This is a genomic window from Pseudaeromonas sharmana (assembly GCF_042649925.1).
GTDB classification, from domain to species: domain Bacteria; phylum Pseudomonadota; class Gammaproteobacteria; order Enterobacterales; family Aeromonadaceae; genus Pseudaeromonas; species Pseudaeromonas sharmana.
Genome location: NZ_JBHSAF010000001.1, coordinates 653,798 through 677,743 on the forward strand (window position 1 = coordinate 653,798; position 23,946 = coordinate 677,743).

20 protein-coding genes are annotated in these 23,946 nt (G+C 54.3%); 13 read left to right on the forward strand and 7 right to left on the reverse strand.

All coding sequences use genetic code 11. The features are described from left to right. Positions 1-47: 47 nt before the first annotated feature. Positions 48-1,190, reverse strand: coding sequence for a PilT/PilU family type 4a pilus ATPase (locus tag ACFOSS_RS03115; protein ID WP_377150562.1), 1,143 nt, complete (start codon positions 1,188-1,190; stop codon positions 48-50). Positions 1,191-1,328: 138 nt separating this feature from the next. After that, positions 1,329-1,685, reverse strand: a complete 357-nt coding sequence (locus tag ACFOSS_RS03120) for a DMT family protein (RefSeq protein ID WP_377150563.1) — start codon at positions 1,683-1,685, stop codon at positions 1,329-1,331. A 134-nt stretch (positions 1,686-1,819) separates the two neighbouring features. On the opposite strand from ACFOSS_RS03120, the gene ACFOSS_RS03125 reads away from it, so the two are divergent. Together ACFOSS_RS03125 and ACFOSS_RS03130 are read left to right on the forward strand one after the other, a co-directional pair. Further along, the gene (locus ACFOSS_RS03125) at positions 1,820-2,788 is read left to right on the forward strand and encodes an iron chelate uptake ABC transporter family permease subunit (RefSeq protein ID WP_377150650.1); all 969 of its coding nucleotides are present in this window, start codon (positions 1,820-1,822) and stop codon (positions 2,786-2,788) included. Next, on the forward strand, positions 2,781-3,542 hold the full coding sequence (locus ACFOSS_RS03130; RefSeq protein WP_377150564.1) for an ATP-binding cassette domain-containing protein: 762 nt from the start codon (positions 2,781-2,783) through the stop codon (positions 3,540-3,542). The genes ACFOSS_RS03125 and ACFOSS_RS03130 overlap by 8 nt, the downstream gene beginning before the upstream one ends. Here ACFOSS_RS03130 and ACFOSS_RS03135 read toward each other — a convergent pair. Beyond that, positions 3,532-4,596 carry a 3-deoxy-7-phosphoheptulonate synthase gene (locus tag ACFOSS_RS03135; RefSeq protein WP_377150565.1) on the reverse strand — a complete coding sequence of 355 codons (1,065 nt, stop codon included), beginning with the start codon at positions 4,594-4,596 and terminating at the stop codon, positions 3,532-3,534. The two genes, ACFOSS_RS03130 and ACFOSS_RS03135, sit on opposite strands and share 11 nt — an antisense overlap. 146 nt (positions 4,597-4,742) lie before the next feature. Between ACFOSS_RS03135 and ACFOSS_RS03140 the strand changes: the two genes are divergently transcribed. The 4 genes from ACFOSS_RS03140 to ACFOSS_RS03155 all read left to right on the forward strand — a co-directional run bounded on the left by ACFOSS_RS03140 (position 4,743) and on the right by ACFOSS_RS03155 (position 8,596). Then, positions 4,743-5,123: a diacylglycerol kinase gene (locus ACFOSS_RS03140; protein WP_377150566.1), complete on the forward strand. Its 381-nt coding sequence runs from the start codon at positions 4,743-4,745 to the stop codon at positions 5,121-5,123. A 297-nt stretch (positions 5,124-5,420) separates the two neighbouring features. Then, the gene (locus ACFOSS_RS03145) at positions 5,421-5,633 is read left to right on the forward strand and encodes a cold-shock protein (protein ID WP_377150567.1); all 213 of its coding nucleotides are present in this window, start codon (positions 5,421-5,423) and stop codon (positions 5,631-5,633) included. 160 nt (positions 5,634-5,793) lie between these two features. Beyond that, on the forward strand, positions 5,794-8,037 hold the full coding sequence (locus tag ACFOSS_RS03150; RefSeq protein ID WP_377150568.1) for a YgiQ family radical SAM protein: 2,244 nt from the start codon (positions 5,794-5,796) through the stop codon (positions 8,035-8,037). Between the two features lie 76 nt (positions 8,038-8,113). Beyond that, positions 8,114-8,596, forward strand: a complete 483-nt coding sequence (locus ACFOSS_RS03155; protein ID WP_377150569.1) for a DUF2059 domain-containing protein — start codon at positions 8,114-8,116, stop codon at positions 8,594-8,596. On the opposite strand, the gene ACFOSS_RS03160 is transcribed toward ACFOSS_RS03155, so the two are convergent. The 4 genes from ACFOSS_RS03160 to adhE all read right to left on the reverse strand — a co-directional run bounded on the left by ACFOSS_RS03160 (position 8,551) and on the right by adhE (position 14,957). Next, positions 8,551-10,287: a bifunctional diguanylate cyclase/phosphodiesterase gene (locus ACFOSS_RS03160; RefSeq protein ID WP_377150571.1), complete on the reverse strand. Its 1,737-nt coding sequence runs from the start codon at positions 10,285-10,287 to the stop codon at positions 8,551-8,553. The genes ACFOSS_RS03155 and ACFOSS_RS03160 overlap by 46 nt on opposite strands. 96 nt (positions 10,288-10,383) lie before the next feature. Further along, entirely contained in the window at positions 10,384-10,863 is a 480-nt protein-coding gene (locus ACFOSS_RS03165; protein ID WP_377150572.1) for a YchJ family protein, read from the reverse strand. A gap of 68 nt (positions 10,864-10,931) precedes the next feature. Further along, positions 10,932-12,197 (reverse strand): HD-GYP domain-containing protein, encoded by a 1,266-nt coding sequence (locus ACFOSS_RS03170; protein WP_377150573.1) that lies wholly within the window; start codon positions 12,195-12,197, stop codon positions 10,932-10,934. Between the two features lie 102 nt (positions 12,198-12,299). Beyond that, on the reverse strand, positions 12,300-14,957 hold the full coding sequence (gene adhE / locus ACFOSS_RS03175) for a bifunctional acetaldehyde-CoA/alcohol dehydrogenase (protein WP_377150574.1): 2,658 nt from the start codon (positions 14,955-14,957) through the stop codon (positions 12,300-12,302). Positions 14,958-15,574: 617 nt separating this feature from the next. On the opposite strand from adhE, the gene ACFOSS_RS03180 reads away from it, so the two are divergent. From ACFOSS_RS03180 to ACFOSS_RS03210, 7 genes are all read left to right on the forward strand, one after another. Then, complete coding sequence (locus ACFOSS_RS03180; protein WP_377150575.1) at positions 15,575-16,213, forward strand: YchE family NAAT transporter; 639 nt, start codon at positions 15,575-15,577, stop codon at positions 16,211-16,213. 230 nt (positions 16,214-16,443) lie between these two features. Next, a complete protein-coding gene (locus tag ACFOSS_RS03185; protein WP_377150576.1) occupies positions 16,444-18,123 on the forward strand; it encodes an ABC transporter substrate-binding protein in 1,680 nt (559 codons plus the stop codon). An 89-nt stretch (positions 18,124-18,212) separates the two neighbouring features. Beyond that, positions 18,213-19,133: an oligopeptide ABC transporter permease OppB gene (oppB, locus tag ACFOSS_RS03190; protein WP_377150577.1), complete on the forward strand. Its 921-nt coding sequence runs from the start codon at positions 18,213-18,215 to the stop codon at positions 19,131-19,133. Between the two features lie 14 nt (positions 19,134-19,147). Then, positions 19,148-20,053, forward strand: a complete 906-nt coding sequence (gene oppC, locus ACFOSS_RS03195) for an oligopeptide ABC transporter permease OppC (RefSeq protein WP_377150578.1) — start codon at positions 19,148-19,150, stop codon at positions 20,051-20,053. Positions 20,054-20,063: 10 nt separating this feature from the next. Continuing rightward, positions 20,064-21,026 (forward strand): ABC transporter ATP-binding protein, encoded by a 963-nt coding sequence (oppD, locus tag ACFOSS_RS03200; protein ID WP_377150579.1) that lies wholly within the window; start codon positions 20,064-20,066, stop codon positions 21,024-21,026. A gap of 3 nt (positions 21,027-21,029) precedes the next feature. After that, positions 21,030-22,019, forward strand: a complete 990-nt coding sequence (gene oppF, locus ACFOSS_RS03205) for a murein tripeptide/oligopeptide ABC transporter ATP binding protein OppF (protein WP_377150580.1) — start codon at positions 21,030-21,032, stop codon at positions 22,017-22,019. 380 nt (positions 22,020-22,399) lie between these two features. Then, a complete protein-coding gene (locus tag ACFOSS_RS03210) occupies positions 22,400-23,782 on the forward strand; it encodes an amino acid permease (protein WP_377150581.1) in 1,383 nt (460 codons plus the stop codon). Positions 23,783-23,946: the final 164 nt, after the last annotated feature.

Here is a 23,946-nt window from a genome sequence, read left to right on the forward strand (position 1 = left end):
GGCCCCGTAGGGGCCCGCAGTATAGGCGTTTTTGCACTAAACCGATATCAGGCAAAGGGATCGGCATTCGGATCGCCAAGGGGATCCAGGCTCCAACCGGCAGAGTCGGTGCTTTGCTTGAGCTGCCCCCCTTCATTGAACAACTTGATGCGTAATTTGAGGTTGTTGGCCGAATCGGCATTTTTCAGCGCCTCTTCCTCGCTGATCACCCCTTCAGTAGCCAGTTCAAACAACGAATTATCAAACGTCTTCATCCCCAACGCGGCGGATTTTTCCATGATTTCCTTGATGGAACCAAACTCGCCCCGCTTGATCAGATCGCGGATGGTGTGAGTGCCGAGCAGCACCTCGATTGCGGCGCGGCGTTTGCCATCCACTGTCTTGACTAGGCGCTGCGAGACAAAAGCTTTAAGGTTGTTGCCCAAATCATTCAGCAACTGCGGGCGCCGCTCCTCCGGGAAGAAGTTGATGATGCGGTCCAGTGCCTGGTTGGCATTGTTGGCGTGCAACGTCGAGATCGCCAGGTGCCCGGTTTCGGAGAAGGCCAGGGCATGCTCCATGGTCTCGCGGTCGCGAATTTCGCCGATCAGGATGACGTCCGGTGCCTGACGCAGCGTGTTCTTCAGTGCGGCGTGGAAGCTGCGGGTATCAACACCGACCTCACGCTGGTTGATGATGCTTTTCTTGTGGCTATGAACGTATTCGATGGGATCTTCTATCGTGATGATATGGCCGCTGGTGTTACGATTGCGATGATCGATCAATGCCGCCAGCGATGTCGACTTACCCGAACCGGTACCGCCAACGAACAGCACCAGACCACGTTTTTCCATGATCACATCCAGCAGGACTGGCGGCAGGAACAGGTCTTCAAACCGGGGAATATCCAGCTTGATATTCCGGGCAACAATCGAGACTTCATTGCGCTGTTTGAAGATATTGACGCGAAAACGACCGACTTTGGGCAGGGATAAGGCCAGGTTCATTTCCAGATCCTTGTCAAAGGCCTGCCGCTGTTCCTCATCCATGATGCGATGGGCTATCTGCGCGACATCGCCGGGTTGCAGCGGAGTATCGGTCAGTGTCTTGAGTACGCCTTGAAATTTGGCACAAGGGGGGGCATTGGTCGCCAGGTACAGGTCGGATCCGTCCTGACGAGCCAGGATTTCCAACATTTGCTCGAGTTCCATGTGCTGCATGCTCCTTGGTTGTTTTATTCAAGCCTAGCAGTCAAGAACAGGTTAACGCTGTGGCTCGCTAAGATGGGCAGGGGCTCATGATAAGCAGGCTTCAGCCTGTGCCGGTTGGGGAATGTGAAAATATCAGAATCAGCTCGCAAAGATTTTTTCGCGGAAGATGAAAAAAACCGCACCCAGAATGCACAGACCCGCCCACAGATAATCGAGCTTGATCTGCTCCTTGAGGTAAAACACCGAGAACGGCACAAACACCGTCAAGGCGATAACCTCCTGCAGGATCTTCAATTGGCCGACACTCAGTGTCGTGTGCCCGATGCGGTTGGCCGGAACCTGAATCAGGTATTCAAACAGCGCGATACCCCATGACAGCAAGGCCGCGATAATCCAGGGTTTATGGCTCATCTCCTTGAGGTGGGCGTACCAGGCAAAGGTCATAAAAACGTTGCTGAGCAGCAACAGCAGCGAACTGGTCAATATCGGATTCATGATAGTGCTCCTGAGACAACGCTGGCGGCCAAGAAGGGCGGGCTGGGGCAGCGCCTGCGCGGCCAGCATGCTAACATGCGCGCTTGTGGTTGATAACAGCAGGCCGGACCGTGACCGTTATTTTTTCACCCGCGATGAGCGCCCGTTTATGGATAGCCCTGTTAGTGGTGCTGTTGGCGTTGTCGTTGCTGCTGACATTGTGCCAGGGACCGGTCGAACTGGACTGGCCGTGGGCACAGAATGCATTTGAACGCCAGGTGCTGTGGGATCTGCGTTGGCCCAGAGCCTGTCTGGCGATGTTGCTTGGGGCTGGATTGGCTGCCAGCGGCTGCGTATTACAAACATTGATGCAAAATTCGCTGGCCGAGCCCGGATTGTTGGGTATATCCAGCGGGGCTTCCTTACTGGCGGTCGCAACCTTGGTTCTTAGCCGGGTGCTGGGAATCAGCTTGCCAAGCTGGGGACTCTCGCTGGCGGCCTTTAGTGGAGCCATCCTGATGACGGTATTGTTGCTTGCGCTGGTGCGCCGGCAACGGCTAGACATCTCGCGCCTGCTGCTGCTGGGGGTGGCCTTGGGGATCTGTGCCAGTGCCGCGACGACCTGGTTGCTATTTATGGCCAATGACGGAACCCTGCGGGAAATCCTGTTCTGGATGATGGGTAGCCTGGCATATGGGCAGAGTCGGCCCGTCTTGTGGTGGCTGCCTTACCTGCTGGTATTGGGGTGGCTGATGTGGCGTCGTGACTGGCTTGCCCGACTGCAACTGGGTGAGCAACATGCGCTTTTGATGGGACTGGATCCTGCTCGGGTGCGTTGGCAATTGATCCTGGCTGTGGCTTTCCTGACTGGCATGGCCGTGGCGTTGGCAGGGGCTATCGGTTTCATTGGTTTACTCTTGCCGCACCTGATGCGATTGCTAACCCGGCGCGGTGTGGCGACTGTTCTGCCGGTTGCAACACTGGGGGGGGCCATTGCTCTGCTCTGGGCCGACTGGCTGGCACGGATGCTGCCCCAGGCTGGCGAGTTACCGGTTGGTATTGTCACCGCCACTCTGGGCGCTCCTGCGCTGGTGATGCTGTTATTGCGGAGGCAGTATGATTGAGCTGGATGGCCTGGAAGTCGCTCATCGCCTGGCGCCGTTGTCGCTGCGCTGGGAGCAGCCGGCTCTGGTGGCGCTAATTGGGCCGAACGGTAGTGGCAAATCAACATTGCTGCATGCTGCCGGTGGGGTGTTGCCAGCGCGGGGAAAGGTTCTGATTGAGTCGACAGATTTGCTGGCACTGGATGTCCGGGCGGCGGCGCATATTCGAGCCATGCTGCCACAGCGTTTGCCACATCTGATCTCGATGCCAACTCAGGAGGTCGTGCGTTTGGGATTATGCGTCCATGGCGCGTCTGAGTCGGCAGCCTTGCCGGTTTGGCAGCACCTGATGGCGCGATTGGAGCTGACCCCCTTGCTGGCGCGTGATTTCACGCTGCTTTCCGGGGGCGAGCAACAACGTGTGCTGATTGCCAAAACAATGTTGCAGATATGGCCGACGCTAAACCCTGCGGCGCGTTTGCTGTTACTCGACGAACCACTGGCCGGGTTGGATTGGCACCACCAGTTACAGGTCCTGGCGTTACTGCGGGAGCTGGTTGAGGCGGGCATCCATGTCATCTGTGCACTGCATGACTTCAATCTTGCGCTTGGACACGCGGATGCGCTGGTTTGTCTGCAACACGGGACGCTGGTGCGCGCCGGGGCGATGACACAACTGGATGGTACTCTGCTTGCAGACGTGTTCAAGGTTCAGACACGCAAGTTGCAGGCCGATGGCCTGCAACTGTACTTGCCGATAGGTATTACCCTCTGACCAGGCGCTGGCGCACGCTCGCGGCGGCAGCCAGTTTCTCCAGCAGGCCGGCGGTCTGCTCCCAACCGAGGCAGGCGTCGGTGATGCTTTGGCCAAACGTCAGCGGGCAACCCGGTGTCACATCTTGACGGCCTTCTTCAATGAAACTCTCGATCATGACACCAGCGATTGCCGTCCGCCCCCGTTTGAGCTGATCACAGATATCCGCTCCCACCTCCAGCTGCCGGCGATGGTCTTTCTGACTGTTGCCGTGGCTGAAGTCGACGACGAGGCGCTGTGGCAAGCCGGCTTTGGCCAGATCATCACAGGCGACATCAATGCTGGCGGTATCGTAATTAGGCCGCTTGCCACCGCGCAGAATGACGTGACCGTAGGGGTTACCACTGGTCTGGTAGATGGTCATCTTGCCGTCTTTGTCGGGTGAGTTGAACATGTGACTGTGTGCCGAGGCGCGGACAGCATCAATCGCAATTCGAATATTGCCATCGGTACCGTTCTTGAAACCGACCGGGCAGGAGAGCGCTGAGGCCATTTCGCGGTGAACCTGACTTTCCGTGGTTCTGGCGCCAATAGCTCCCCAGCTGATGAGATCCGCAATATACTGACCGGTCACCATATCCAGAAACTCGGTGGCGGTTGGCAGCCCGAGCGCATTGATGTCATGCAATAACTTGCGCGCCAGGCGAAGCCCGGCATTGACGCGGAAGCTGCCGTCAAGGCCTGGGTCATTGATCAGCCCTTTCCAGCCGACAACGGTGCGCGGTTTTTCAAAATAGGCACGCATGACGATGCATAAACTATCGGCATAACGGGCGCGCAACGCCGTCAGTTTTTGTGCATACGCGACCGCGGCCAGGGGATCATGCAAAGAGCAGGGGCCGACAATGACCAGCAGTCGCTGGTCATCACCCCGCAAGATGGCTTCTATGTCATGGCGCGCCGTGAGGATATGCTCGGCAAGTTCGGCGTGCACCGGGGTCTCTACCGCCAGCTCGCGCGGGGTGATCAGGGCCTCTATTTTCTTTGTTCTCAGTTCATCGGTATGAATAGACATTCCAGCATTCCCAGATACGGATTTCGTGCGTCCGTTTAATGTGGCCTTTACCTTAAATCAAAAAAAACACCAAAGAAAGGCAGTGCCTGTTCTGTCGGCGCAAGGGCTTTGGTAGCATTTGCACCTTATTGATGGGGGAATGCAGATTGGCTAAACCAGGTAATACCGGCTTGTACCGGATTTTCAAGGCGACTGGCTACAGTGCTATGGGGTTGCGCTCGGCATGGCGGCATGAGGCGGCATTTCGGCAGGAGCTGATGCTGATGATTATCCTGACACCGCTGGCGTTTTGGCTGGGGGAGGGGGTGACGCAGACGTTGCTACTGTTGTTGGTGGCGTGGCTGGTGGTGATTGTGGAGATCATGAACTCTGCGATTGAAGCGGTGGTTGACCGTATTGGTTCCGAGCACCATGAGTTGTCCGGTCGCGCCAAAGATTTGGGTTCAGCCGCTGTGATGTTGAGTTTAGGGCTGACATCGGTCACCTGGATTGCGGTAATTGGCCAAAATCTGTTGGGATGGTGGTAGATGCGGTCATAGGGCCAGCATTGAAACCGGATCAATCCTTCGGCTCAGCTTACTTATAACGGCCTGTTAGCGCGACATTAGTCACTGTTTAAAAATTGGCATATCGTTTTTCCCGAAACCCCGATTGACATATGAGGTCAGCCGCTTACAATGCAAGCAGCTTGAAAGTGTGCCGCTGCTTATTTGTTCGACCATGGCTTCCTTGCGGGACGTCTTAGTTGTTACGTAAGTCAACACCTCTCAGCTGTTACCGCCTGATTACAGGCACAGTTATATATGTTACTTAGGAAATTGATTATGTCTGACGTCCGCACTGGCAAGGTAAAATGGTTCAACGAGACCAAGGGTTTCGGCTTCATCGAGCAGGACCAAGGCCCGGATGTGTTCGTACACTTCAGAGCAATTAACTCTCAAGGTTTCAAGACCCTGGCTGAAGGCCAACGCGTTCAGTTCAGCGTGACCCAAGGTCAAAAGGGCCCGCAGGCTGAAAACGTCACCGTTATCGCCTAATTGCGGGCAACCGTGTTGACACGGTTGTGACAGAAAAAAGCGCCTTCCGGGGCGCTTTTGTTTTTTTAGATTTGACTAATTTCCGCTCAAAAAATACCCATCGCCAACATTTTTTTCACAAGCTATAATGCCGCCCCTTTGAGTTTTGCTTTGAGTCGCTATGCAACAGCCTGACGTTACCTTGTTCTCCTATCCGAAGTATTGGGCCGAGTGTCTCGGTCCGGCGCCGTTTCTGCCCATGTCGCGTGATGAGATGGATCAGCTTGGCTGGGATAGCTGTGACATTGTCATCATCAGTGGTGACGCCTATGTCGACCATCCGAGCTTTGGCATGGCGGTTATCGGTCGTTTTCTTGAGGCGCAGGGTTTTCGCGTCGGCATCATTGCCCAGCCGGACTGGAACAGCAAAGAGCCATTTATGGCGCTCGGTAAACCCAATCTGTTTTTTGGTGTTTCTGCCGGCAACATGGACTCGATGATTAACCGCTATACGGCTGACAAAAAGCTCCGGCATGATGACGCCTATACCCCAGGCAATGTCGGCGGTAAACGTCCTGATCGGGCTGTGCTGGTCTATAGCCAGCGTTGCAAGGAAGCTTATAAGGACGTGCCTGTCGTGGTGGGTGGCATAGAGGCGTCACTGCGCCGTATCGCCCACTATGATTATTGGTCGGAAACGATTCGTCGTTCCGTACTGTTTGACTCCAAAGCGGATATCCTGGTCTACGGTAATGCCGAGCGACCGATTGCCGAGATCGCTCATCGCTTGTCTCGGGGTGAACGTATCGACCAGATGCAAGGTATTCGCGGTACCGCTGTGTTGCGGCGCGAGGCGTTGCCTGGTTGGCGAGGGGTCGACTCAACGCGCCTGGATAAACTCGGCAAGATAGACCCGATTCCCAACCCGTATATGGAAGATGCGCCCTGTGCCAGCACAAGCGCGCCTCAGCCAGAGACCGAAGCCAAGCCAATTTTGGTTCAGCCTGCCAAGCCCAGACCATGGGAACAAACTTATGTCCTGTTACCATCTTATGAGAAGGTGAAAGCAGATAAGGTTCTGTATGCCCATGCCTCGCGGGTATTGCACCATGAGACCAACCCGGGGTGTGCCCGTGCGTTGATGCAAAAACATGGTGATCGCTATGTATGGGTGAATCCACCTGCTTATCCGTTGTCGACAGATGAGATGGATATGGTTTTTGCGCTGCCTTATCAGCGGATACCCCATCCGGCATACGGTCAGCAGAAGATCCCGGCTTATGACATGATCAAAACCTCGGTCAACATCATGCGTGGCTGCTTCGGCGGTTGCACCTTCTGTTCCATTACCGAACACGAAGGCCGCATCATTCAAAGCCGTTCTGAAGAATCGATACTCAATGAAGTGGAAGCCATCCGGGATAAGGTCCCTGGATTTACTGGCGTGATTTCTGATCTCGGTGGGCCCACCGCCAACATGTACATGTTGCGCTGCAAGAGTCCGAAGGCTGAAGAGAGCTGCCGGCGCGCCTCCTGTGTCTATCCCAGCATCTGTCCGCACATGGATACCGATCATACGCCGACCATCAATCTGTATCGCAAGGCGCGGCAGATTAAAGGCATCAAGAAAATCTTGATTGCATCCGGTGTCCGTTATGACCTGGCGGTAGAGGATCCTCGCTATGTTCGCGAACTGGTGATGCATCATGTCGGTGGCTACCTGAAGATTGCACCAGAGCATACAGAAGAGGGCCCGCTGTCCAAGATGATGAAACCGGGGATGGGCAGCTATTACCGTTTCAAGGAGTTGTTTGACAAGTACTCCAAGGAAGCGGGAAAAGAGCAGTACCTGATTCCTTATTTCATCTCGGCGCATCCAGGGACGCGCGACGAAGACATGATCAATCTGGCGTTGTGGCTTAAGAGCAATAATTTCCGCCTCGACCAGGTGCAGAATTTTTATCCGTCCCCGCTGGCCACGGCCACCACCATGTATTATTCGGAAGTCGATCCGTTACATAAGGTGACGTATAAATCGGATTCGGTATTTGTCGTCAAAGGCGAACGTCGCCGCCGTCTGCACAAGGCCATCTTGCGTTACCACGATGCAGCCGGGTGGCCCATGATCCGCGAGGCGCTTCAGGAGATGGGGATGGCGCATTTGATTGGCAGCGGTCCTCAGTATCTGATTCCACCTGAGTCACAGAGCCGCAATCGTGCGCCGAAGAAAGGCCAGCCGGCCCTGACCAGGCACACGGATATTGCGCATCAGCGCAACCATGGTGCGCCGAAGGCCAAACCAGCCCACGCTTCGGCTCGGCGTGAGGCGCCCCAGGGTAATGGCAAAAGTCCGTCCAGGCCAGCGTCTCACCAGGGACGGGGACAGCCGAATACGGCAAAAGCCTCTCGCCAGAAGTCGCGCTAGACTCACGCTTCCTTGACCCGGCTCTTGCCGGGTCAGTTTTTTATTGTCATCGTGTGCGTAACCAAGGAGGGATTCGATGAGAACAGTCTGGTGCGGGCTGCTGAGCGTTCTGATGACTTGTCATGTGTGGGCGGGTGACAGTGCGCTGGAGTTGGCAGATCTGATTGGCGGCAAGGAGCAATATCAGCGCCAGAGTCATCAGGTGCTGTTAGAGATGATCCGTAAGCAACCGGCAATGGCGCGCTATCAAAGGGTTGTGCAACGATGGGCCCAGGAGTATCTGACGTGGGAGCGGATGCGGGCCGAATTGGCGATGACGTATCATGCCCACTTTACCCATCAGGAAATTGAGCAGATGGTGCAGTTTTTCCGCACCCCGGTTGGCCAGAAGTATGTTCGCTATACGCCGTTGATGCGCGAAGAGATGATCCGCATCGGTCAGCGGTTGGCTCGGGAACAACAACCACGCTTGATCATGATGCTGAGAGCGGCAGGCGCCAAGGTGGAGATGCGTCAGCCGGCGAGCAGCGCAACCTCTTCACAATCAAACAGCCAATAACTCGCAGTCTGGTTCTGCTTGGCCCGTTTCTTGGCGACAGTTAGAGCATCAATGAGCTGACTGCGGTTCATATCGCTGTCATCAGACCAGGCAACTACCCCGATGGCTAACGTCAGCAGTGGAAACAGGCGTTTGTTGCCATCGCGGTCCAATCCCTCGATACCACCTCGCAACCAGTCCGCTTCCCGATAAAACTGTCGCCGTGCTTGCTGGAATGCGTGCTGCAGTCGCTCCAGTCTACCAGACCAGTCGCTTGCCTTGAGGATAAGAATAAAATCATCACCACCAAGGTGGCCAAGGAAATTGTGGGGATGCCCTACGTGATGTCGTAATAGATCGGCTAGTTGGCAGATTACCTGATCACCTCTGTCATAACCGCAGACATCGTTATAGGGTTTGAAATGGTTTAAATCGCAATACACCAGATAAAACGCCTGCTGCTTGTCTATTGCTTGCTCGATAGCCATGTGGATCGGGACGTTACCGGGTAACAACGTTAGCGGATTGGCATGCTGCGCCATCCGAATTTTATACTCGGTGAGCTGTCGGACCAGCTCGCTGAGATAGCCAAGCCCAAGAAAACGTCCCTGTTCACAGATCAGAAACCAGCTGTCCATGTCCAGATTGTTTTGCTCCAGTAACTGCTGGCTCACTTGTAATGGGTCCAGGCTGCTTTCGATGAGGATGGGCTCGGGATCCATTAATCGGCTCACGGGTTGGCGTGAGTAGAGTGCATGGCCAAAGCGCTCGGCAAAACGCGTCAGTAGCTGCTCCCTGCGCAATAGCCCCTGAGCAATGCCTTGTGCGTCGACCACGGGTATACATTGCAGGTTAAGTTGCGTATTAAATAGTTCCAGTGCCTGCTGGCAAGGTTGGTTGGCGGTCAGGGTGGGAACGGGATGGACGAATTGGCGCATTTTTCGAAGATTGCCTTCCCATATCTCGCTGTGCGGTATGGGTGGCATCTCCGGAAGTTCGATAGCGAGGTCGGCAGCCGGACAGGCGATGGCAAATCCTTGAACGTGACGCACACCAAGCCCAAGTAAGCATTGCCACTGGCTACGTGTTTCCACGCCTTCTACGATAAATTGACTGCCGGTATCCTGAGCCAGCCTGATTAGTTGACTGACAAAGCGCTGTCGTTGAGTGCTTTGCTCAATGTCTGTGACAAAACAACGATCGAGTTTGACATAATCCGGCTTCAGCTCCATCCAGCGCCGTAATCCCGAAAAAGCACTTCCCAAGTCATCCAATGCGACACCGATACCACAATGTTGCAGCTCAGCGACCAGATTGGACAGCGGGATCTCCTCCTGACTCTGCTGCTCCGTAATTTCGATCACCAGTCGTTCTGGGGCCAGGTTATAGCGTTGCGTCAGCTGATAAATCGGATTGACCCCGATCTGGAATAGCACCGAGGGGGACAAATTGACAAATAACCGGCTGCGGCTGGGTGACGCTAATTGCTGGAAGCGGGCCAGCGCCAACTCGAGACAATGCTGCTCCAGTAACGTCTGTTTTGCCGTTGCGCGGGCGAGGGCAAACAAGGCACCGGCACTGAAATAGGGGGTAAATTGCGGACCTCTCGCCAAGGCTTCATAGCCCAGGGGGGATGCATGTCCCGCCGAAACAATGGGTTGAAACAGTATTGAGATGTGATTGTCAGCCAGCAACTGCTCAATGGATGTCATGGCGTCTTTCCGTCCTAGTCATGTCTGCGCACTATAAGGCGAGCACATGACATGGCCATGACAACCGTTGCAAAAGCGTGTTCGTAGATGACAGCATCAGTGGCAATCGCATTTTTTCAGTTTCTTGCCACTGCCGCAGGGACATGGGCTATTGGGACCGATTTGCAACGCTTTGGGGACAGGTAAAAACCGCCCTGTGGTATAGACCCAGCGACCAGCCAGCTTTTCAAAGCGTGACTCCTCATGATGTGCGTGGATTCCTGAGTCATCGCGGTACCACGCCAGGAATAGGACTGTGCCTTGCTGTTCATCCTCTTGAACTTTGCTAGCCATTACCTGCAATTTCAACCAGTGTCCATCTTGACTGTCACGGGCTAATGCTTGGGCGTCGCTCACAGGGCAATAGTCTGGGTGCCAGGTTTCAACCAGATAGGGCCAGGCGGCCACGACAAACGCGCTAAAGCGAGAGCGCATCAGTGCTTCTGGCGATGTCGGCAGCCTTTTCCCAAGAATATAGGGCTCACAACATGATGCAAAGGGTTGTTGACTGCCACACGGGCAGGATGTCAGGGACACGAAATACTCCTTGATACGGTAGTTGTGTTACGTCGCACACTCGTGTTGGGGTTCGAAAATTGGATGCCCTACTCGGCGGGCATGGCGGTCAGTTCTGATTGCTCACCCGACGAAAAATAGTAGCAGTAGCGTTTGCCAAGACTAAAGAAGTCGCGTTGTGGTGGTGTTAGCTCGTCTAATTCGAGGGTGCGGGCTATGGTTCTTTCATCTTGTCGCAGATTAATCAAATCCACACCTTCAGGCACTTTCCCTTTCTGGAAGGGGAGGATACAAGGTTTGAGGGCGGCGCTGGGATCACTGGACATGACCAGTGCCACTGTTTCATCACTCAGTTGCACCAGGCTGCCAGGCGGGTAGATGCCCATGACCTTGATAAGCAACTGGATAAAGTTACCATCGAGTTGTTTATTCGCTCGTTTATACAGTGCAGCAATGACCTGATTCGGAACAACAGCCTTGCCAAGGTGCCGCGGATGCAACTGTTCATCATAACTGTCGACGACTGCCAGTAGTCGGGCGAGTGGCTCTATTTTGTCGCCTTGCAGTGCCTGCGGATAGCCTGAGCCGTCCAAGCGCTCATGGTGTTGGTGAACAGCTTGGCGGATCCGTTGTGAGAAGGCATTCATCTGGCCGAGCTGATCGAAACCATATTGTACGTGCATATTCAAGAAGTTGGTTTCTGCCTTGGTTAACTCGGTGCGCTTGCGCAGGATCTGCGACGGGATCTTGAGTTCGCCGATATCGTGTACCAACCCCGCCAGGCCAGCATCTTCGATTTCCAGCGGTGGCCAGCCGGCTTCACGAGCCACTAGCATGCTGATGAAGGCTACATTCAGGCTATGCAATAACAGGCTATCGGCCTGTGCAGGGAGGCGCACCAAATGCAAGCCAACCGGCCCCTCCTGCTGACAGAGATACTGACTGGCTTGGCGCACCAGTTCGGCAACAGTACCAAGCCCTTCATCCGGATTGATATTCAGACGGCTTAAGGAGTCGCGCAAGGGGACGACAGAATTACCGTAGGCGCGTTCAGCATTGCGAATGGAGCGTCGCAGTTGTTGTTGTTGTAACTTGTGACGCTCGAGCTCGGGATCCACCGCCGGAGCGACGATTTCTTCTTCCGTGATCGGCGGGGGGGTGATAATCACCTCAGTGGTGCTCTTATCGGGATCGACGATGATCTCTCGTAAACCAATTTGGCGCACGATATCTAGTTGGGCGTCGTCTTTGATGCGAAATGAGCTGAACAAGAAGGGGTGCTGCTTCCAGCTGAGAGGCAACTTGATGTAGTGACCAACACGTAAATCTGCAACAGGTACCGAGATGTCCGCCATGAATTCCTCCTGTCTTCATCGGAAAAGTTAGCAAATTCAGGCGGTGCAGGCAAAAGAAAGGCCCGCACAATGTGCGGGCCTTATCAGTCAGCAGGAGAAGAATTACTTCTTCTTCTTGCCTTCTTCTTTCTTCTCTTCCTTGGCTTCTACAACAGTGCCTTCAACATAAGGACGGCCGTAGTAGGAGTCGAGCAGGACTTGCTTCAGTTCGCTGATCAGCGGGTAGCGCGGGTTGGCGCCAGTGCACTGGTCATCGAAAGCTTCTACAGAGAGCTTGTCGACAGCAGCCAGGAACTTCTCTTCCGGTACGCCTGCTTCGCGGATGGACATCGGGATGTCCAGATCCTTCTTCAGGCCGTCCAGCCATGCCAGCAGCTTCTCGATCTTGGCTGCGGTACGGTCACCAGCAGCAGTCAGACCCAGATGGTCAGCAACTTCGGCATAACGACGACGCGCTTGCGGACGGTCGTATTGAGAGAACGCAGTTTGCTTGGTCGGGTTGTCGTTAGCGTTGTAACGGATCACGTTGCTGATCAGCAGGGCGTTGGCCAGACCGTGCGGAATGTGGAATTCAGCACCCAGCTTGTGCGCCATGGAGTGGCACACACCCAGGAAGGCGTTGGCGAATGCGATACCAGCGATGGTAGCTGCATTGTGTACCTTCTCACGAGCAACCATGTCCGCCTTGCCGTTCTTGTAGCTAGAAGGCAGGTATTCCTTCAGCATCTTCAGCGCTTGCAGGGCTTGGCCGTCAGAGTATTCGTTAGCGATAACGGATACATAGGCTTCCATGGCGTGAGTCACGGCGTCAACACCACCGAACGCACACAGGGACTTAGGCATGTTGGCAACCAGGTTGGCGTCAACGATGGCCATGTTCGGGGTCAGCTCGTAGTCGGCCAGTGGGTACTTAACACCAGTGGTGTCGTCAGTTACTACGGCGAACGGAGTAACTTCAGAACCGGTACCGGAGGTGGTGGTGATACAAACCAGCTCGGCCTTTTGACCCATCTTCGGGAACTTGTAGATACGCTTACGGATGTCCATGAAGCGCATGGCCAGATCTTCGAAGGCAGTGTTCGGATGCTCGTACATTACCCACATGATCTTGGCAGCGTCCATTGGTGAACCACCACCCAGCGCCAGGATGACATCCGGCTTGAAGGAGTTGGCCATTTCTGCGCCCTTGCGGACGATGGACAGCGTCGGGTCAGCTTCTACTTCGTAGAACACTTCCACTTCCATGGACATACCCTTCAGCAGGCGAACCAGCTCATCGGCATAACCGTTGTTGAACAGGAAGCGGTCGGTGACCACCATGGCGCGCTTCTTGCCTTCCAGATCGCTCAGTGCGATCGGCAGAGAACCACGACGGAAGTAGATAGATTTCGGAAGTTTGTGCCACAGCATATTTTCAGCCCGTTTAGCGACCATCTTCTTGTTGATCAAGTGCTTCGGACCAACGTTTTCGGAGATGGAGTTACCACCCCATGAACCACAACCCAGAGTCAGGGAAGGAGCCATTGCGAAGTTGTACAGGTCACCGATACCACCGTGAGTGGTCGGAGTGTTGATCAGGATACGTGCGGTCTTCATCTTGTCACCGAAGTACTTGACGCGATCGGCGTTCAAGTCCTGGTCGGTGTACAGGCCAGAGGTGTGACCGATACCACCCAGGTTGACCATGTCACAAGCCATGTCGACGGCTTCTTCAAAGTTCTTGGCGCGGAACATACCCAGGGTCGGAGAGAGCTTCTCGTGAGCGAACTCTTCTTCTTCACAGATCTTCACGCCTTCACCGATCAGGATCTTGGTGTCAGCAGGAACCTTGACGCCAGACATTTCGGCGATCTTGGTAGCCGGTTGACCCACGATGGCGGCGTTCATGGCGCCATTGATCAGGATAACTTTACGTACCTTGTCGGCTTCTTCCTTGGACAGGACATAGCCCTTGTGGCTGGCGAAACGTTCCTTGACCTGGTCGTAGATAGCATCAACAACGATGACTGCCTGTTCAGACGCACAAACCACACCGTTATCGAAGGTCTTGGACATCAGGATAGAAGCAACAGCACGCTTGACGTCGGCAGTTTCGTCGATGACAACCGGAACGTTACCTGCACCAACACCGATAGCCGGCTTACCAGAAGAGTAAGCAGCCTTCACCATGCCAGGACCACCGGTGGCCAGGATCAGGTTGATATCGTTGTGCTTCATCAGCGCGTTGGACAGCTCAACAGACGGTTGGTCGATCCAGCCGATGATGTCAGCCGGTGCACCAGCAGCGATGGCTGCATCCAGTACCAGCTTGGCAGCGGTATTGGTAGAGTTCTTGGCACGTGGGTGCGGGGAGAAGATGATGGCATTGCGGGTCTTCAGAGCAATCAGAGACTTGAAGATCGCAGTGGAGGTCGGGTTGGTGGTCGGAACGATACCACAGATGATACCAACCGGCTCAGCGATGGTGACGGTACCGAACTCGTCGTCTTCGCTCAGGATGCCACAGGTCTTTTCGTCCTTGTACTTGTTGTAGATGTACTCGGATGCGAAGTGGTTTTTGATAACCTTATCTTCGATGATACCCATGCCAGATTCAGCAACGGCCATTTGAGCCAGCGGAATACGGGCATTGTTGGCAGCCAGGGCAGCAGCGCGGAAAATTTTGTCTACTTGCTCTTGAGAGTAAGTAGCAAATACACGCTGGGCGGCCTTGACACGCGCAACCAGTTCATCCAATTCGGCAAGATTTGTAACTGCCATATCTTTCTCCTACTGAGTTTTGAAAACTGTTTACAAAGATGGCGCTTTACTTGAGGAAGGAAACGTGAAACCAGCGTTGACGAGTATACACAATGCTGGCTTTACAACAATTTTCCTGCCGGCGGTGCTTTAGAAACAACTTTCGTATCGGATTATAGAAGCGGTGTTAGGGTGGCTAACTTGATCCAGGTCAATTGTTGTAAAATGACAAAAGAAATTTTATTTCATGATAGCGATTGCATCTGGATTGGATTTTTGCATGTCTCTGATACCACAAGAAAATGTTCGGTTTCTGACAAAGTAAAAACTAACTGTTTGTATCTATTGGCGCAGTGGGGTATGCAGTGTTTGCGACAAGCCAAGTTCTCCTTTGAGGCCGCACGAAGACTGGAATTACCGTTAAATGAGTCCGCAGTATCAGGTTGGCGTATCGATGGCGTGGCCAAGAGCATCGGTGATGATATAAGCCTGAAATGTTCTAATTTGATAAAAAAAACTAATGTAAAAAGTAGGGGATTATTTTAATTGATTGGTCATTTGTAGCATGCTGAGCATAATCGGCGCGCCGAGCAGGCGGCTTAAAACTTGGTGTCGGTTTTCAATATTGTGGATGTGACATGGAACAGCTCGAATTTTCTCTTTATCTAAAGTTCTTTATTGGTCTCGTGGCTATCATTAATCCGCTTGGATTGCTGCCGGTTTTTGTCAGCCTGACCAGTCACCAGACGCCGCAAGAGCGCTTGAAAACCAACACCACGGCCAACCTCGCGGTCATGATTATTCTGTGGATATCGATGTTCTTTGGGCAGGTTATCCTGGATCTGTTCGGGATATCGATTGCGTCGTTTCGTATTGCCGGTGGCTCGCTGATTACCTTGATCGCTTGGTCGATGTTGCAGGGCAAGTTGGGGGAAGTGCGCCACAACAAGGAGGAGAAAGGGGAGTCGGTGGCCAAGGAGTCAATCGCGGTAGTTCCGCTGGCGCTGCCGCTGATGGCGGGTCCGGGTGCGATCAGCTCGACAATTGTTTATGCCAGCCAATTTAATTCTCCAGGCCAGCTATTGGCACTGAGTTTGGTTGTCGTCGTCTTCTCTTTGTTTTCATGGCTGGTATTTCGTGCCGCGCCTTTGCTGTTTCGTCTGATGGGCAAAACCGGTATCAACGTGGTGACGCGTATCATGGGGCTGATCATGATGTCTCTTGGTATTGAGATTATTGTCGCCGGACTGAAACACATGTTCCCGGGCTTGATGTGATACTTTGGTGAATAAAAAGCACCGTTTTTGTGCAATTGTTCTATATGTATTCATATCCTCTGCATACTTGTGGTGAGGCGCGATAAATAACGCGCCACTAAAGGCTTTTCCCACAAAATCTGTTGCATTCTGCTGCGCGTCAGGGAATTATTCCTTGGTTCGAATATTGACCTTTGGCTCATTTGTAGCCGGGCGATTCGATCAAGGATAATCTGATACGGAGTAAGGACATGACGCATAATAAAAAAGCGCTCGCACTGGCAGTTGCCACATCCGTGCTGATGTGGGGCTGTGGCCAACCACAACAGGCTGAAGAAGCCAAGCCTGCGGCGCCGGAAGTTAAGAAGGAAGCGGCCGCCAAGCCGGTTTCCAAGGCAGATGTAAAACTGGCTGCTGTTCAGGAGCTGGTAAAAGGGAATGGAGCCGAGCCAGCTACGCTGGACCCGGCCAAGACAGAAGGGACGGTAGAGTCCAACATCCAGCGTGACCTGTACGAAGGTCTGGTCACCACTGGCCCGAACGGCGAGATCCGTCCGGCTGTCGCAGAAAGCTGGGAAACCAAGGATAACAAGGTATTTGTATTCCACCTGCGCAAGGATGCCAAGTGGTCGAACGGCGATCCGGTAACAGCCGGTGATTTCGTATACGCCTTCCGCCGTGTTGTCGATCCGAAGACGGGCTCCCCCTATTCTTGGTACTTGGAAACCCCGGGTATCGTGAATGCTTCCAACATCATCAATGGCAAAGCCAAACCGGAAGAGCTTGGTGTCAAGGCCATTGACGACTACACCTTCGAAGTGACCCTCGAGAAGCCAATCTCCTATTTCGTCAGCATGATGGCACACACCACCGTCTATCCTGAGCCGCAAAAGGTGATCGAGAAATTTGGCGACAAGTGGACGCAGCCGGGCAACCTGGTCGGTAACGGTGCTTACACACTCAAGGAGTGGGTGGTTAACGAGAAGATCGTCCTGGAACGTAATAACAAGTACTGGGATGACAAGAACACCACCATCAACAAGGTCACCTACCTGCCGATTCAGTCGCAAAATGCTGACATGAACCGCTATCTGGCTGGCGAAGTCGACATGACTTATGAAACGCCGATCGAGCAGTTTAAGCGTCTGCAAAAAGAGCGTCCGGATGAAGTTCGTGTGACGGGTTATGTCGGTACCTACTACTACGAATTCAACTGCAAGAAGAAGCCGTTTGACGACGTTCGCGTTCGTAAAGCCCTCTCTTATGCTATTGACCGCAACGTGATTGCCGAGGCCGTCATGGGACAAGGTCAGAAGCCTGGCTATGGCCTGGTACCTGACTTCGTCGATGGTTTCGTACCGCAAGTTCCGGCCTATGCCAAGCTGAGCCAGGAACAGCGTAACGAAGAAGCCAAGAAGCTGTTGGCTGAAGCTGGTTTCAACGATAAGAACCCGCTGAAGTTCGAACTGCTGTACAACACCAGCGAAAACCACAAGAAGGTGGCGGTTGCTGTTGCTGCCATGTGGAAAAAGACGCTGGGTGTCGACGTGGCGCTGGTCAACCAGGAGTGGAAGACCTACCTGGAAACCAAATCTGGCGGAAACTTTGACGTAGCGCGTGCGGGCTGGATCGCCGACTACAATGAAGCCTCTTCCATGCTGGATCTGAAACAGACCACCCATGGTAACAACGATGGTAAGTACTCCAATGCCAAGTATGACGAACTGATGGCCAAGAGCCGTGAGGTCGCCAATGCTGAAGAGCGTAATAAGCTGTATGCCGAAGCTGAAGCGATTCTGGCTGAAGACATGCCATTGGCTAACATCTACCAATACGTGACTGCACGTCTGGTCAAGCCGTATGTTGGTGGTTATCCGAACAACCCGCTGGATAACCTGTATACCAAGGATATGTACATCATCGCTCACTAAGGTGACTGCGAGACCGTGACATAAAACCCGCCTTCGGGCGGGTTTCTTCTGTCCGGTTTCTCGGCGCCTGAGTCTGTGCCGGAATCGATATGATCAAATTCATACTAAAACGTCTATTGGAAGCTATTCCTACTCTGCTGGTGCTAATCACCGTATCCTTCTTCATGATGCGGTTTGCGCCTGGCAACCCTTTCTCCACCGAGCGGGGACTACCGCCGGAAGTGATGGCCAACATCCAGGAAAAATATGGTCTCGACAAGCCTGTCTATCAGCAGTATCTGACCTACCTGGGTAATCTGGTGCAAGGAGATCTTGGCCCATCATTCAAGTACAAGGATTTCTCCGTCAACGATCTGGTGAGCAAGGCGCTGCCTGTTTCGGCGACCATTGGCTCCTTTGCCTTCCTGCTGGCATTAGGGTTGGGGGCCTCGCTCGGCGTCTTCGCCGCCTTGAAGCAGAATAGTTGGGTCGACTATTCGAGTATGACGTTGGCGATGCTCGGGGTGGTTATGCCCTCGTTTGTCCTGGCGCCGGTATTGACCCTGATCTTTGCCATCGGACTGCGCTGGTTGCCGGCCGGAGGCTGGAACGGCGGACAACTCCAATTCATGATTCTGCCGGTCATCGGCATGACCATGTATTACATCTCCTCGATTGCACGCATCATGCGCGGCAGCATGATTGAGACGATGAACTCCAACTTCATCCGCACCGCCCGTGCCAAGGGGTTGCCGCTGCACTACATCATTCTGCGTCATGCGTTGCGTCCGGCCATGCTGCCGGTGGTTTCCTATCTGGGCCCGGCCTTCGTCGGTATTATCACCGGCTCCGTGGTCATCGAAACCATCTTTGGTTTACCGGGGATCGGTCAGCTGTTCGTCAATGGTGCGCTGAACCGTGACTACTCCATGGTGCTGGGGCTGACCATACTGGTGGGAGCCCTGACGATCACCTTCAATGCGGTCGTTGACATCCTGTATGCCTTCATCGATCCGAAGATCCGCTACTGAGGTGGAAGTGTAAAATGGTCAATAAAGAATCCAAACAGGCCGTGTCTCACTTTGCCAGTGAACTCGATATCAAGGGGCGTTCGCTGTGGCAAGATGCCGCGCGCCGCTTCTTTAAGAACCGGGCGGCACTTACCAGCCTTATCGTGTTGTCGCTGATCACTGTGCTGGTGATCCTCGGGCCTTACTTGTCAGCGTATGCCTTTGATGAACCGGACTGGGGCGCCATGCACACCGGACCGGACTTTGCCACCGGGCACTATTTTGGTACCGATAGCCTCGGGCGTGATTTGTTTGTCCGTACCCTGATGGGGGGGCGAATCTCACTGATGGTCGGGATCCTCGGTGCCCTGGTTGCTGTCGTCATCGGTACCTTGTATGGCGCTGCGGCAGGTTTTATCGGTGGGCGCGTGGACCGCGTCATGATGCGCGCGCTGGAAATACTCTACGCCTTCCCGTTCATGTTCTTCGTCATCATGTTGGTGACCTTCTTCGGACGTAACCTGTGGTTGATCTTTATCGCCATCGGGGCAGTGAGCTGGCTGGATATGGCGCGGATTGTCCGTGGCCAGACCTTGAGTCTGAAGAGCAAGGAGTTTATTGAGGCTGCACATGTCTGTGGCGTGTCGCAATGGAACATCATCACCCGCCATATCGTACCCAACGTACTGGGGATTGTGGTGGTGTACTCCACCCTGCTGGTGCCCGGGATGATTCTGTTTGAATCTTTCCTTAGCTTCTTGGGGCTGGGGGTTCAGGAGCCGATGACCAGTTGGGGCGCATTGCTGGATGAAGGGTCGAAATCCATGGAGGTAGCGCTGTGGCATCTGCTGTTCCCCGCGGGCTTCATGGTGGTAACCCTGTTCTGTTTCAACTTCCTGGGTGACGGTCTGCGCGACGCCCTGGATCCGAAAGACCGCTAAGGAGCACGCCATGTCATTGTTGGAAGTCAAGGATCTGCGTGTCGAATTCAAAACGCCCGAAGGGAATGTCGTCGCGGTCAACGATCTCAATTTTTCTCTGCAAGCCGGGGAAACGCTCGGTATTGTCGGTGAATCCGGATCCGGCAAGAGCCAGACAGCCTTTGCCCTGATGGGGCTGCTGGCCAAGAACGGCGTCATCACCGGTTCTGCCCAGTTTGAGGGGCGTGAAATCCTCAATCTGCCGCTCAAGGAGCTCAACAAGATCCGTTCCGAGAAGATTGCGATGATCTTTCAGGACCCGATGACCTCGTTGAACCCGTATATGAAAGTCGGCAAACAGTTGATGGAAGTGTTGCTGCTGCACAAAGGCATGAGCAAGGCGGAGGCCTTCGAAGCCTCGGTGCGCATGCTGGACGCGGTCAAGATCCCCGAGGCGCGCAAACGGATGAACATGTTCCCGCATGAATTCTCCGGTGGCATGCGTCAACGTGTGATGATCGCGATGGCGTTGCTGTGCAACCCTAAACTGCTGATTGCCGATGAACCCACCACAGCGCTGGATGTGACAGTTCAGGCCCAGATCATGACGTTGCTCAACGAGCTGAAACGGGATTTCAATACCGCCATCATCATGATTACCCACGATCTGGGGGTTATCGCCGGTCTGTGTGACAAGGTGCTGGTGATGTATGCCGGACGTACCATGGAGTATGGCAAGGTCAACGATATCTTCTACCACCCATCCCACCCCTATACCGAAGGGCTGCTCAAGGCGATTCCACGCCTGGACAGCGAAGGGGAGATGCTGGCGACGATTCCGGGCAATCCGCCGAATTTGCTGCGTTTGCCGCAAGGCTGTCCGTTCCAGGAGCGTTGCCATCGCGTCAGCGAACGGTGTTCGCTCTCGTCACCGGCATTGACCGGGTTTGGCGAGGGGCGTTTGCGCGCCTGTCACTGGGATTGGAAGGAGTAAGGCATGAGCGACAAGAAACTACTGCTTGAAGTGAATAACCTCAAAGTTCACTTCAAGATCAAAAGCGACAAGGCCTGGCCCTGGTCTCCGGCGTTGACGCTCAAGGCGGTCGATGGGGTCTCCATCAAGCTGTATGAAGGCGAAACCCTGGGGGTGGTTGGCGAATCGGGATGCGGTAAGTCAACTTTTGCCCGCGCCATCATTGGCCTGGTGCCTTCCACCGAAGGTAATGTGGTCTGGCTGGGTCAGGACTTGACCCGACTGCCACACCGAGAACTGCGGGAGAAGCGCAAGGAAATCCAGATGATCTTCCAGGATCCGCTGGCTTCATTGAACCCGCGCATGACGATTGGCGACATCATTGCTGAACCGTTACGGACCTTCTATCCCCAGCTGCCCAAGCAGGAGGTGATGGATAAGGTCAAAGCGATCATGATGAAAGTCGGTTTGCTGCCGAACTTGATCAACCGCTATCCGCACGAGTTCTCTGGCGGGCAATGTCAGCGGATCGGCATCGCACGGGCGTTGATTCTCGAGCCGAAGATGATCATCTGTGACGAGCCGGTTTCGGCGCTGGATGTCTCGATTCAGGCCCAGGTGGTGAACTTGCTCAAAGCGCTGCAGAAGGAGATGGGGTTATCGCTGGTGTTTATTGCCCACGATCTGTCGGTCGTCAAACACATCTCTGACCGGGTTCTGGTGATGTACCTGGGCAATGCCGTCGAGCTGGGAACGGGCAAGCAAATCTACGCCAACCCGCTGCACCCCTACACTCGGGCGCTGATGTCGGCGGTTCCGATTCCGGATCCGGAGCTGGAGCGGAACAAAACCATTCAGCTGCTGGAAGGTGACTTGCCATCACCCATCCGCCCTCCCAGCGGATGTGTGTTTCGCACCCGCTGCCCGCTGGCCGATGCCGAATGTGCCAAGACACGGCCATCGATTCAAGGCAGCGATGACCACGCGGTTTCCTGTCTGAAAGTGAAATTGTAACTCCCAAGCCCCGTTCGCGGGGCTTGTTCCTTTCCAAGAGACCCGTTGCTCTTGTCCAAATGAAAACCTCTGCTATGGCGCGCTGCGGCGCCTAGAGATTAAATACTACTCAAAGTGCGACCAGGTAGCCGTTATGGCTAATGAATGGCGGCTTCACGCAATTTGACCACTGTTTTTAGCGGCAATTGGTAGTATTCTAGCTGACGGCTTAACCAAGACAGGAGCATGCCCGCGTCCAATCTTGTATTGCAGGCTGAAATGGGCTGCAGTGCGCACAGGTGGACGGTCTGCCGTCATGGTTCGCTTGCCGGGAGTGGCGGGGAACGATGGGATGGCGGACATACAAATCAAATCAAGACAAGTGTGAGGAACCACATTCCATGGACGTCAGACATCAGGATGGCGAGCTCAAGCGCGGCTTGAAGAATCGTCATATCCAGCTTATTGCCCTCGGCGGTGCTATTGGTACCGGCCTGTTTTATGCCATTGGCTCCACCATAGCGATGGCAGGCCCTGCCGTGCTGCTAGGTTATGCCATCGGCGGTTTTATCGCTTTCCTCATCATGCGCCAACTGGGCGAAATGGTGGCCGAAGAGCCGGTTTCCGGTTCGTTCAGTTTCTTCGCCAACAAGTACTGGAACGGTTTTGCCGGTTTCCTGGCTGGTTGGAATTATTGGGTGCTCTATGTGCTCGTCAGCATGGCCGAGCTGACGGTGGTAGGAAAATACATACAGTTCTGGTTTCCGGATATTCCGACCTGGATGTCCGCCGCGTTCTTCTTCGTGGTGATCAATGCCATCAATCTGTCTAACGTCAAGCACTTTGGCGAGATGGAGTTCTGGTTTGCCATCATCAAGGTGGTGGCCATCATCGGCATGATCGGTTTTGGTAGCTACCTGCTGTTCAGCGGCAAGGGCGGAGAACAGGCAAGTATCAGCAACCTCTGGGCACACGACGGCTTCCTGCCTCACGGCTGGAGAGGGTTGGTGATGTCATTGGCGATCATCATGTTCTCGTTTGGCGGTCTGGAGTTGGTCGGCATCACCGCCGCCGAGGCCGATAACCCGCGCAAGAGTATTCCGCGCGCCATCAACCAGGTGCTGTACCGCATTCTGATCTTCTACATCGGTGCCATGACGGTGTTGCTGGCACTCTATCCTTGGAACATGATTCAGGCGGATAGCAGTCCATTCGTGATGATCTTCAACTCTATCGGTGCCGTGCCAGTCGCCCATGTCTTGAATATCGTGGTATTGACCGCAGCACTGTCGGTCTATAACAGCTGCGTCTACTGTAACAGCCGTATGCTGCATGGACTGGCGCTGCAGGGTAATGCGCCACGGGCGCTGCTGAAGGTGGATCGTCGCGGCGTGCCGGTATGGGCGATCCTGGTCTCGGCCTTGACGACGCTGATCTGTGTGGTCATCAACTATGTGATTCCCGGTGAAGCCTTCAAGCTGTTGATGGCTCTGGTTGTCGCCGCACTGGTTATCAACTGGGCCATGATCAGCCTGACGCATCTGAAATTCCGTCGTCGCATGGTGGCGCTGAAAACCGAGCCCGTATTCAAGGCATTCTGGTTCCCGGTGGCCAACTATCTGTGTCTGGCCTTCCTCGGTGGCATGCTGGTGATCCTCTACCTGCTGGATGAGAAGATCTCGGTTTATCTGGTGCCGGTGTGGCTGATTGTCATGGCTATTGGCTACTGGTTCAAACAGCGTCGGGATCGTCTGCAGCTCTCCTCGGCGGCCAGTGCCCTCTGATGATGGCAACGCCCTATAAAGCCAGCGCAAGCTGGCTTTTTTGTGGCCGTTATATTAAGGCGCGCAACGCAGCGCATCAGCGCCGATGTTCCCGACAGCATCGGGCGCAGTTCATGCACTGGCCGCGGGAATGGCACGCCGCCACACTGCCAGATTACGCCCCC